Source organism: Nitrospirillum guaranorum, from assembly GCF_034653275.1.
GTDB lineage: Bacteria > Pseudomonadota > Alphaproteobacteria > Azospirillales > Azospirillaceae > Nitrospirillum.
The window spans coordinates 103,523-115,591 of sequence record NZ_JAYEES010000002.1 but is presented as its reverse complement, the minus strand read 5'-3'; the positions used below and the strand labels follow the sequence as shown (position 1 = coordinate 115,591).

Annotated in this window: 6 protein-coding genes; 4 read left to right on the top strand and 2 right to left on the bottom strand. The window is 67.7% G+C overall.

From position 1 onward, the window contains the following. Nucleotides 1-11: 11 nt before the first annotated feature. Together gspG and UAJ10_RS06495 are read right to left on the bottom strand one after the other, a co-directional pair. Nucleotides 12-440, bottom strand: a complete 429-nt coding sequence (gene gspG / locus UAJ10_RS06500; protein WP_322914567.1) for a type II secretion system major pseudopilin GspG — start codon at nucleotides 438-440, stop codon at nucleotides 12-14. Between the two features lie 96 nt (nucleotides 441-536). Further along, the gene (locus tag UAJ10_RS06495) at nucleotides 537-9,038 is read right to left on the bottom strand and encodes a discoidin domain-containing protein (protein WP_322914566.1); all 8,502 of its coding nucleotides are present in this window, start codon (nucleotides 9,036-9,038) and stop codon (nucleotides 537-539) included. 609 nt (nucleotides 9,039-9,647) lie between these two features. Between UAJ10_RS06495 and UAJ10_RS06490 the strand changes: the two genes are divergently transcribed. From UAJ10_RS06490 to infA, 4 genes are all read left to right on the top strand, one after another. Further along, nucleotides 9,648-10,400: a prepilin peptidase gene (locus tag UAJ10_RS06490; protein WP_322914565.1), complete on the top strand. Its 753-nt coding sequence runs from the start codon at nucleotides 9,648-9,650 to the stop codon at nucleotides 10,398-10,400. Between the two features lie 14 nt (nucleotides 10,401-10,414). Continuing rightward, complete coding sequence (locus UAJ10_RS06485) at nucleotides 10,415-11,218, top strand: fructosamine kinase family protein (RefSeq protein ID WP_322914564.1); 804 nt, start codon at nucleotides 10,415-10,417, stop codon at nucleotides 11,216-11,218. Nucleotides 11,219-11,502: 284 nt separating this feature from the next. Further along, a complete protein-coding gene (locus UAJ10_RS06480) occupies nucleotides 11,503-11,712 on the top strand; it encodes a cold-shock protein (RefSeq protein WP_040849878.1) in 210 nt (69 codons plus the stop codon). A gap of 77 nt (nucleotides 11,713-11,789) precedes the next feature. Then, nucleotides 11,790-12,062: a translation initiation factor IF-1 gene (infA, locus tag UAJ10_RS06475; protein ID WP_463667860.1), complete on the top strand. Its 273-nt coding sequence runs from the start codon at nucleotides 11,790-11,792 to the stop codon at nucleotides 12,060-12,062. Nucleotides 12,063-12,069: the final 7 nt, after the last annotated feature.

Below are 12,069 nucleotides of genomic sequence, written 5' to 3'. Positions count from 1 at the left end.
CGCCAGCCTGGCTACTCGTTGCTGATGTCGGCGTCGGGGCCGCTGCCGCCCGGCTGGCCGTCGCGCCCGTAGGAGGTGATGGCGAACTCCCCCTTCTCGCCGGGCGAGCGGTAGAGGTAGGGGTGCCCCCAGGGATCGGGGATCACGTCCTTGCGCAGGTAGGGGCCGTTCCATTTGTCGCCGTCGGTGGCGGGGCGGGTCATCAGGGCGGCCAGCCCTTCCTCCGTCGTGGGGAAGCGGCCCACGTCCAGGCGGAAATTATCGACAGCCTTGGCATAGGCCTCGATCTGCGCCTTGGCCGTCGTCACCTCGGACTTCGACACCTGCGAGAAGTATTTGGGGCCCACGTAGGAGGCCAGCAGGCCGATGATCAGCACGACGACCAGCAGTTCCAGCAGGGTGAAGCCTTGTTCCCGCGCCCTGTTCTTGAAGCCCCTCATTCCCTTTACCCCCAAAGATCACTGGTTCCAAAACGCGAAGAAGCGGCGACGCCCCGGGGCGCCGCCGTTCCTTTCAGTCCTTGATGGCCGCCGCCATCACCAGCCGATGCCGAACACCGCGTGCTCCGGCTTGTCGGTGGTGATGGTGGAGCTCTGGTCCGACACGTCGTCGTAGGCGAAGCCGTAGGCCAGGCCGCCAACGCTGTGGTCGTGCCAGAACTTGGCGTAGAAGTTGGCCGGCGCCGCGCTGTACCAGACGGACGGCGTGGCCCAGGCCGCGGCGTTGTCGGTGATGTGGCGGTTGAAGGCCGCGCACAGCTGGGCCTCCAGGGCCAGCTCGGTGGCGTTGCCGGTGGCCAGCGCCCCGGCACCGCGCAGCACGTCCTGCGTCGTCGGCTTGTTCACGATGTAGCTGCCGCCGACATAGGCGCCGTTCTTGAGGTCGACCTCGCTGAACACCATCTGGCCGCCCTGGACCTGGCCGGTGAAGCGGCGGGCGCCGCCCCACATGTCGATGGTCAGGGTGTTGGTGGCGTAGAAGGCCCAGATCTGGTCGACGTACCCATCGAAGTAGGTGGCGTTGGCCTGGCCCGCGTCGAAGGTGCTGTTGTACGGCGCCATGATGCGGTAGGGCGACAGCGGGGCCGAATGGAAGGCCGCCGGCGTCTCCGCGACATAGGCGTCATACAGGGCCGCACGGCTCTGGTTGATGCCGGTCTGCTTGTGGAAGCTGTTGTTGGCCCCATACACGTCCAGCAGCAGCGGCAGGCCGAACTGGTCCACCTGGGTGGTGTTGATCCACAAGCCGGACGCGTTGTAGGTGAACTCGTACCAGTCGTAATAGACGTTGATGTTGGGATCGGTGCCGTTCAGCGGGTTGGGGCCCGCGTAGCCGACCTGGTTGTTCGCATCCATCAGGATCTTGATGTACAGGGGCTCGCCCAGGGCGATGAACACGCGCCCGCTGTCCATCTTGGGCAACTTCAGCTGCTTGGCCTGGGCCAGGGTGAAGAAGTAGTTGCTGTAGTTCTGGCCGTTCTTGGTCAGGTGGCCGGCGCCGTCGTTGTCGGCGGCGCTTGCGGCCGTCAGGGTGCCGTCCGGCTTCAGCCAGGCGAACTGCCCCGTGGCCGGGTCGCGGCCGATGACGGCCACGTACACCTGGTCGTCGCTGTAGGCGCCGTGGGTGTTGTTCTGCAGGTCGACACCGACGAAGCCGGGGAAGACCGTGTAGGGCAGGCCGCTGGTGTTGACCGTCAGGATGGCCGGGGCGCTGGTGACCTTGGTTCCCTGCGGGCCCGTCACGACGACGGCGTACTGGGCGTTGTTGTCCGCGCCGGTGGTGGCCGGCGTGCTGTAGCTGGCGCTGGTGGCGCCGGGGATGTCGGCCCCGTTGCGCTGCCACTGGTAGGTGAAGGGACCGGTGCCGCTGACCGTGACCGAGAAGCTGGCGCTCTGGCCCAGGCCCACGGTCTGGTTTTGCGGTTGGCTGGTGATGGTGGGCGCCTGGTCCGCCTGGTTGTTGAACACCTGGAAGCTGAACAGGCTGTAGCCGTAGGGGCTGGACCGCTGCGTGCCCAGCAGGCGGACATAGCGGGCGGTCACGGGCGTGAAGCCCAGATCCTCCACCCCGCCCTTGCCGGCGGCCTGGGTGTAGACGGTGGTCCAGTCCTTGTCGTCGGCGCCGCCCACGTTGGACACCTGGATCAGGTAGGCGACGCCGTGCGCGTTCTCCCAGCTCAGGACCACGCGGTTGAAGGTCTGGGCGGAGCCCAGGTCGATGGCGATCCACGACGGATCGAAGGCGGAGGACCAGCGGGTGTTGGGATTGCCGTCCACCGCGTTGCCGGCGGGATAGCCGTCATTCTCCGTCCCGCTGGCCGTGGCCGCCTTGCCCGCCGCCAGGTCGACGCCGGCCGAGGCCGGGCCGAAGGTGACGGCCAGGCTGTGCGGCGCCAGGACGTTGGTGAAGGTGTAGCCGGCCTGGGGGCCGATGTCCTGCCCGTCCACCGCCACCTTGGTGACGACGAAGCCGTCGGCCGCGGTGAAGGTGTAGCGCGGATCCGCCCCCTGCAGCACCTGGGTGGCGCCGGACGGGGTGATGGCGCCGTTGTCGCCCGCCGTCGCCGTGACGGTGAAGCGGGGCGTGCTGGCGGCGTTGTACACCTCGAACTCGAACAGGCTGTAACCGTAGCCGGAGGACCGCTTCACCCCCTGCAGGCGGACATAGCGGGCGTTGACGGTGGCGAAGGAAAGGTCCTCGTCCCCGCCCTTGCCGTTGGTTTGGGTGTAGGCGGTGTCCCAGGTCTTGCCGTCGGTGGAGGTCTGGATCAGGTAGCCCACGCCGTAGGCGTTCTCCCAGCGCAGGACCACGCGGTTGACCGCCCGCACGGCGCCCAGGTCGGCCTGCAGCCAGGCCTGGTCATCGAAGTTGGAGGAGAAGCGCGAGTTGGTGCTGCCGTCGGCGGCGTTGCCGGCGGGGTAGCCGTCGTTCTCCGTGCCGCTGGCCGTCATGGTGACGCCCAGGGCCAGGTTGGCGTTGGTGGAGACCGGCGGCGTGCCGCCGGTGCCCGTGTTGCCATTGCCTGTATTGCCGTTCCCGGTGTCGCCCGTGCCCGTTTGGGGCGGGGTGGTCACCGTGACCGTGGCGCTGGCGCTGGTGACGGTGCCCGCCACGTTGCTGACGACCACGGACACCGTGGTGCCGCTGTCGGCGGTGGTCAGGCTCTTGGTGGTGAACAAGGGGGCGTCGGTGGTCGCCGCCAGCGTGCCGTTCACATACCACTGGTAGGTGAAGGGGGCGGTGCCGGTGGCGGCCACGGTGAACTGCGCGGTCTGGCCGGCCGTCACCGCGACGTTGGTGGGCTGGGCCGTCAGCGTCGGCGGGGTCGGCATGTCGTACACCTGGAAGGACCAGAGGCTGTAGCCGTAGGGGCCGGACCGCTGGGTCAGTTTCAGGCGCACGTACTGGGCGGTCACCTCGGTGAAGGTGATGTCCTCGATCCCGCCCTTGCCGTTGGTTTCGGGATGGACCGTGGTCCAGTTCTGGTCATCGGCGCCGCCCACGTTGGACACTTGGACCTGGTAGCCGACGGCGTAGGCGTTCTCCCAGCTCAGCACCACGCGGTTGAAGGCCTTGGGCGCGCCCAGGTCCACCTGCAGCCAGGCGGTGGGCCCGACGGCGGACGACCACCGGGTGTTGGGATCACCGTCGACCGCGTTGCCGGCGGGGTAGCCTGCGTTCTCCAGCTCGCTGGAGGTGGCGGGCTGGTGCAGGGCCAGGTCCACCGCCGCCGAGGCGACGCTGAACGTGGCGGCCACGGTGTGGGCGGCCTGGATGTTGGTGAAGGTGTAGCTGGCCACCTGGCCCACGCTCTGCCCGTCCGCCGTCACGCCGGTGGCGGCGAAGCCCGCGGCCGGCTGGAAGGTGAAGGTCTGGGTGGCGCCGGCCAGGACCGACACCGTGCCCGGCAGGATGGCGCCGTTGGCCCCGGCCGTGGCGGTCAGGGTGTACTGCGGCGTTGTGGCGGTATTGTAGACCTCGAACTCGAACAGGCTGTAGCCGTACTGGCTGGAGCGCTTGGTGCCGCTCATCCGCACGAACTGCGCCTGGGTGGCGTCGAAGCGGATGTCGTCGACCCCGCCCTTGCCCTGGGTTTCGGTGTGCACCGTCCTCCAATGCTGGTTGTCGGTCGACACCTCGATCAGATAGCCGACACCGTAGGCGGCCTCCCAGCGCAGGACCACGCGGTCCACGGTCTGGACGGCACCGAGATCGACCGTGATCGATTCCGTGTCGCTGAAGCCCGAGGACCAGCGGGAGTTGAGGTCGCCGTCCGTCGCGGCCGACGCCGGATAGCCGTCGCCCTGGTCGCTGGTGGCCGTGGCCTTCTTGCCGGCGGCCAGATCCGACGCCGGGGACTTGGTGGGGGGCGCCAGCGGATCGACGGTGCCGCCCCCGCCATTGTTGCCCCCGCCCGTGTTGCCGCCGTTGCCGCCGGTGTTTCCGTTGCCGCCGTTACCGGTGTTGCCGTTCCCGTCGCCGGCGGTGCCGTTCAGGGTGAGGATGGCCGTGGCGCTGGTGGCACTGCCGCCGCCGTTGCTGACGATGACGCTGAAGGACGCGCCGTCATCGGTCGCCTGCAAGGGGGCGGTGGTGAAGGTGGGGACGGTGGTGATGCCGATGGGCGCGCCGTTCTCCAGCCACTGGTAGCTGAAGGGGCCGGGGCCGCCGACACCGACGGTGAAGGTAGCGGTGCCGCCCAGCGGCGCCGTCTGGTTGGCGGGTTGCGCCGTGATGGTGGGAGCCGCCAGCGACTTGCCCATCACGCACAGGGCCCAGCCCGGCGAGTTGTCGGTGATCTGCGAGGACGACTGGCCGGCGGAGGAGACGAAGTAGGACCGGTCGGTCTCACCCGCCACGTCGGTTTCCGTCCAGGTGGTCCAGGGGTTGGGGAAGGCGCAAGCCGAATAGTTGTTGCCGGCGATGGTCAGCGCCTCGTCCTGGGTGGGGACGCGCATGCCCACGGAGGCGCAGTACTGCTCGGCCACCGGCCGGGTGAACTGGGCACCCGCCTGGGTGAAGGTCGTCACGTACTGCTGCCAGGTCAGGCCGCTGATGTTGTCGACCACGGTGGGCACGAAAGGCCCGTTGGGGATGCCGGCGATGGGCGAGACATAGGTGCCCGACTTGGCCGGCTGCAGGGTGTAGCGTTCCGTCGCCGTGCCGCACTGGGGCACGTCGTAGACCTGGAACTCGAACAGGCTGTAGCCGTAGTCGGTGGCGCGCTTGTTGCCCAGCATGCGCACGAAGCGGGCGGTGGTACTGGGGAAGGCCAAGGTTTCCGTGCCGCCGTGTCCCACGGCCATGCTGCCGTCCGCGGGGTACACGGTGGTCCAGGTCTTGTTGTCGCCTTCGTCGTTGGAAACCTGGATTTGGTATTCCGAGGCGTAGGCGTTCTCCCACACCAGGACCACCTCGTCGAAGGTCTGGAGGGAGCCGAGGTCCACGCCCACCCAGGATGGGTCGATCTGCGGGGCGGAGGACCAGCGGGTGGTGGCGTTGCCGTCGAAGGCGTACTTCGCGGTCAGGCCGCCGTTCTGCTCGCTGCTTTCCAGCGGCGTCTTGCCCTGGGCCAGGTTGGTGCCGTTGCTGCCGCTGACCGACAGGGTGGCGGCGGGTTTGGAGGTGATGGTGCCCGCCACGTTGGTGACGGTGACCGTGTAGGCGCCGGCGTCACCCGTCTGCACCGACGGGATGACGAAGTTGGCGGCGTCGGGGCCGACGGCGACACCATCATGCGTCCACTGGTAATGCAGCGGCGCCGTGCCCGAAGCCAGGACCGACAGCACCACCGTCTGGTTCACCGGCACCGCCTGGCTGGCGGGCGGGGTCAGGATGGTGGGCGGCGTGGCGGCGCCCACGGTCAGGATGGCGGCGTCGGAGGTGACGCTGCCCGCCGTGTTGGTGATCACCACCGTGTAGCTGGCGCCGTTGTCGTCCAGCGTCAGCACGGGCGTGTTGTAGATCGCCCCCGTGGCGCCAGCGATGGCCGTCTTGTTCTTGAACCACTGGTACTTCAACACGGGCGAACCGTTGGCCTGGACGCTGAAGCTGGCGTTCTGGCCGGCGATGACCGTCGCCCCCTTGGGCTGGGTCAGCACGGTGGGGATGGTGGGGGGCACCACGGACAGGAGGGCGGCCGTGGAGGTGACGCTGGCGCCCGAGGCGTTGGAGACGATAACGCTGTAGGTCGCGCCGTTGTCGCCTAGGCTGGTGGCGGGGGTGGTGTAGCTGTAGCTGGTGGCGCCGGGGATGGCGACGCCGCCCCGCTGCCACTGGTAGCTCAAGGGCGCCGCCCCCGCGCTCAGCACCGTGAAGGTCGCCGTCTGGCCGACGGTGACCGTCTGGTCCTGCGGTGGGGTGACGATGGACAGCTGGCCGGCCGGCGTGGCCGGGACGGACAGGTTGCCGTTGCCGCCCAGGCTGGGCCCGGTGGTCGGCACGGTCTGGAAGCTGGCGGTGCCGGCGCGCAGGCCGGGGGCCGTGGCGGTGACCGTCACGGTGCCGGGGGTGAACTGGGCGCGCACGGCGATGCGGGTGACACCACCCTCGGCCGTCAGGTTGACGTCGCCGGGGGCGTGGTAGCCTTCGGGCTGGCTGTCATTCACATAATGGTCGGCGCCGCCCCGGTAGGTGCCGGGCCCGCTGACCGCGAAGGTCAGGGTGGGGGCGACGTTGGGCACGCGCACATTGTTGGCGTCCACCACCTCGGCCGTGATAAAGGCGGCGTCGGTGCCGTTGGCCTGCACGGCGAAGGGCTGGCCGCTGGGGCGCACCAGTTCCGGGGTGACGGTCAGGCGGATGTGATCCGGCGTCCCGGCGGTGACCTGGGTGTCCTGGATGGGGTTGCCGGCGGCGTCCAGCACCACGCGGGCGTTGGTGTCCAGGCACTGGGCGGTCAGGGTGCCGGCGGCCCACATCACGTCCCAATGCACCTGCGTGGGCAGCAGGGTGGTGTTCTGGGTCATGTCCGGGCTGACGTCGCTGGTCAGCGGGTTGGGCGTCATGTCGCCGCCCTGGCGCTGGCCGTTCAGCAGCAGACGCACGGACGGGCAGTTGGAGAAGGCGTTGACCCGCACCTGGCCCATGCGGTTCCAGTGATAGGCCAGCTTCACCACCGGCCGGGTGTCGTACGGGGTCCAGGCCGCCTGGTAGATGTAGTAGAGCAGGCGGGGAATGCGGTTGGCGTCCATCATCGACGCGCCGTTGCCACGGATGCTTTCCGGCGTATGGCCGCTGGCGGAACCGGTGGGGGAGCCGGGACCGTCCACCTGGGTCACGATTTCGCCCGGGGTGTCGGCCAGGTACCAATGGGCCATGCCGAAGGACTTCATGGCCACGCTCTGCACCCACTGCTTCATGTACAGCGCGGCGAAGGGCAGTTCGAAGTCATAGAGGTCACGGCCGACGCCGTTGTCCCAGTATTCCGAGCCCCAGGCCGGAACGTTGGGGTTGTCGCGCTTCACGCCGATGTCGCAGCCGTCGCCGGAGCAGCCCAGGATGTCGCCGTTGGCGGCATCGGGCGTGCGGTCGGACTGGGCGCGGGTCAGCACCGGGTCCCAGGTTTCCGACAGGGACTTCAGGGCGCGGGCGAAGCCGGTGTCCGTGACGCCGTTGTCCGCCTCCCACGCCAGCACGGACGGGTTGTTGCGGTCGTGCACGATCATGTCACGGTGCACCTCCTTCTTCATCTCGATGTCGAGGGTGGAGGCGGTGCAGTTACCGACATAGGTGTCGCCCGGGCACAGGTGGGCGAAGCCGTTCTCGCCGTCGCCGCTGGGCTGGACCATCATCACGCCATAGGCGTCGGCGGCGGCCAGGAACTCCGGTCCCTGGGCGGAATGGCCGGGGCGGTACAGGCTGCCGCCGGCGTTGGCCAGCAGGGCCACGTCGCGCCACTGCTGCTCCTCCGGCACGGCGGATCCCAGGGCGGGGTAGTCGTAGCGGCCCGAGGCGCCCCACAGGTAATGGGCGTGGCCGTTGATGATGGGGAAGTTCTGGTCCCAGGCGATGGTGCGGATGCCCAGCGGCGTCGTGGTGGCGTCGACCACCACGCCGTCCACGCTGACGGTGTGCACCACCGTGTACATGTAGGGACGGCCCCACTGGCTGTTGTTGGGGTACCAGAGGGTGGGGTGGTCGACCGTCAGCGTCTGGTCGAACGTGGCGGGCGGCGGGGCCGTCTCGGGTGCGTTCTGCGCCGGCACGGCCGGCAGCGGCGCCGAGGCCAGCGTCTTGGTGTCCTGGGCCGAGGCCACGACATTTCCGGCCGCGTCCACGATCTGGGTGTTCAGCGTCACCGTCTGGGCGTTGGCGTACTCATTGGCGACGTTGGTCTGCACCCGGACGGTGGCCGACGCGTCGCTGGCGCTGAGCGTGGAGACGTAGGTGCCCCAGGTGTTCAGCACGGCGTAGGTGTTGCGGGGGATGTGCACCCGGTCGGTGATGTACATCCACACCGGGCGGAACAGGCCGCTGTCGGCCTGGCCGAAGCGGAAGGCGCCGGAGAAGTTGGGGTTGGTGAAGAAGGTGTCGCCCCGCGCCACCTTGACCGCCAGGACGTTGTCGGCGCCGTCGAACTTCACATAGTCGGTGATGTCGACGATGAAGGGCACGAAGCCCACGACGTGGGTGGCGTTGGGGTTGACCAGGCTGTTGCCCGGGATGAAATGACCGTTGATGAAGACGCGGGCACCCATGTGCGCGCCCTCGAACTCCACGAAGATCTTGCGGGTCTTGTAGGCGTTATCGAGGGAGAAGTGCTTGCGATACCAGGTGATGTTGCCTGTCAGCTGGCCCTGGCCGCCGCCGGACTTCACGTTCAGGAAGGTATCGTTGTCGCTGGGCGAATGGGGCACGCCGACCGAGGTCCATACCTCGTTCGGGTTCGGATTGCTGGGGGTATCGTTATAGGCCGGATCCATGGCGTTGGCCGGGTCGCTGTCCTTCAGGAAGCGCCACGGCGTTTCGCCCAGGTTGATGGTGATGCGGTTGGACGGCGGTAATGCCGTGCCGTTGTCCGCCCAGGCGGCGGACATTCCTAAAATACCGCTAATAATTAACCCAACAAACAAAACCCTCAGCGCCCGTAAGGACGCGAGCAAGGCACGAGCTGTCATTTTAAGCCCCCAACTTGCGAGAGACATGCCCCGTCTTCTCTTGCAGTAGCGCCGCCTGAGCGGGCGCGTTTCTTCGGGAGGCTGTATAAGCCGGCACTGTCGAGTCAAAGAAGTGGTTAATTCCTAAAATGTTATCGATGTCGTTCCCAACGTTACTCCACCATGTTCTGATTTCGTATGGCCACAATGGTTACAAAATTCGAATGTAACTGTCCAAAAGGAGAAAGTCCTCGCTTACAACTTCGAACATGATGCAATGGTTTACATCGTTACCTGGAACACCGAGAAGTGCTTCGCCAGCGCGCAAGCCATCGAAAGGATGGGTGCATCGTCTATCCGGACAGGTAACCGGTGGCATCGAACCTGTACTTAAAATTTTGAAGGATTCAAAAGTGTGGCGCCGTTCCGGCGGTGTTAACGGCTCATTTCCATCGGCTGGGACCGATTGGCTGTTGAAATCCCTCGCGAATCGGAGGGGTATGGCGGGCGGTTCTGCGCGGAGCCCGGGACGCGTCGAGGGACGGGAAAGTGGACATCATCACCCTTTGGACATTGCTGATCGCCGCCCCCTTCGTCGGCAGCTTCCTGGGGGTGGTCGTCACCCGGCTGCCGGCGGGGCGCTCGGTGGTGTGGGGGCGCTCGGCCTGCGACCGGTGCGGCCAGACGCTGGGTCCGGCCTCGCTGGTGCCCGTCCTCTCCTACCTATGGTCCAAGGGACGTTGCCGGTACTGTGCCGCGCCCATCGGCGCCTTTCATCCGGCCATCGAGGTGGCGGCCGTCGTGCCGCCCCTGTGCCTGGCGTTCCTGATGCCCTTGGATTCCCTGACGCTGTGCGCCGGCGCCGGCCTGGGATGGGTCTTGCTGGCTCTGGCATGGATCGACCTGCGTCACATGATCCTGCCCGACGTGCTGACCCTGCCGCTGGTCGCCGCGGGCATCCTGGTGGGATGGGCCCGGGATGGGCGTTTACCGGTCGACCAGCTGGCGGCGGCGGCCGTGGCCTATGCCGGGCTGGTCCTTCTGGAGACCCTGTACCGGCGTTTCAGGGGCCGCGACGGCATTGGCCGGGGGGACGCGAAGCTGCTGGCCGCCGGTGGCGCCTGGGCGGGACCCGCCGCCGTGCCCCACGTGCTGTTGATCGCGGCCCTGGCCGGCCTGTTGGCCATGGCGGCGCTGCGCCTGGCCGGCCGGCGTGTGGACGGGACCACCCCCATGCCCTTCGGCCCCTGTCTGGCGCTGGGCATCTGGGCCGCCTGGCTGTTTACTCTTTGGGACCTGTGACGGATGGGGGTGACATGGACGCCTTGATGGACCGCTTGTCCGGCCTGCTGGGGCGGCGTGTGGTGTCCCTGCGCCGCATGGCGGGGGGCGACCTCTCCGTCGTTTATGAGCTGGCGCTGTCGGATGGCGCGCGGGCGGTCGCCAAACACGGGAACGGCGCCGCGCGGGAAGGCGCCATGCTGCGGGCCATCGCCGCCACGGGCGTTCCGGCGCCGGCGGTGCTGGCGGTGGATGACGTATGGCTGGTGATGGAAAAGTTGCCCGCCGATGGCGCGCTGCCGGCGGCGTGGGATGACCTTGCCCATCAGCTGAACCGGCTGCACGCGCCGGCGGAGGAACCCTATGGTTGGTCCCACGACCACAGCCTGGGTTCTGTCGCCATGCCGAACCGTCGCGCCGAGGACTGGCCGGGCTTCTGGGCGGAACATCGGTTGCGCTGCCATATCCCCCATCTCGACACCGGCCTCGGCGTCCGCGTCGGGCGTTTGGCCGACCGGCTGGGTGACCACGTTCCGCGAAGCCCGTCGGCATCGCTGCTGCATGGGGACCTATGGGGCGGCAATGTGCTGGTGTCCGGCCCCCGGGTCTCCGGTCTGATTGATCCGGCCTGTTACTTCGGTGATCGCGAGGTGGACGCGGCCATGCTGACCCTGTTCGACCATCCGCCCGCGTCTTTCTTCGACGCGCTGGCCTTGGCGCCCGGGTGGCGCGAGCGGTTGCCCGTCTATCGGCTCTGGCCACTGCTGGTCCATCTGCGGCTGTTCGGCCCAGCCTACGCCGCCGCGGTCGACGCCGATCTGCGCCGGCTGGGTGCCTAAGGCGCGTGCGCGCGCGCATTAATTCAGGTCCCGCATGCCACGTGGATTGGGTCGCGCTGGACGCCATACCCCGCATGGGAGAGCCGGCGTTTTGCAGCCATGTCCTAAACGGCATGCCGAAAATGCTTGTGGTTCGGTCCCGTGAGGTTGATGCTGGGATGGTCGACTTTGCTACTGGGCTATCTACCGGCTGATGCCGGTTCTGTTCCCTGTCGTAACTTTGATGCCCGTCCGCACTCTCGCGGCGGGCAGCTCCGAACGGGAAAAATCCCAGAAGGCCTCCCATGTCCACCGGTACCGTCAAGTGGTTCAACAGCACCAAGGGTTTTGGCTTCATCCAGCCCGAGGATGGCTCCGCCGACGTTTTCGTCCACATTTCCGCCGTTGAGCGCGCCGGCCTCAGCGGGCTGAATGAAGGCCAGAAGGTCAGCTTCGATTCCGTGCGCGACCCGCGCAAGGGCAAGACCGCCGCGGAGAACCTGCGCGCTATCTGACCTCCTCCCGATCCGGACGAGCGGCGGCGGCCTGTATGGACAGGCCGCCGCTTTTTTTACTGTCTTGGGAGAATGTCATGGCCAAGGAAGAATTTCTCGAATTCGACGGCTATGTCGAAGAGGCGCTGCCCGATGGCCGCTTCCGCGTGAAGCTGGAAAATGGGCATGAGATCATCGCCTATACCGCCGGCAAGATGCGCAAGAGCCGTATCCGCTCCCTGGCGGGTGACCGTGTCACGGTGGAGATGACGCCCTATGACCTGACCAAGGGCCGCATCACCTACCGCCACAAGGATGAGCGGCCCGGCGGCGCCACCCCCGCCCGCCGTCCCCCGCCGCGTCGCCGGTGACGTGACC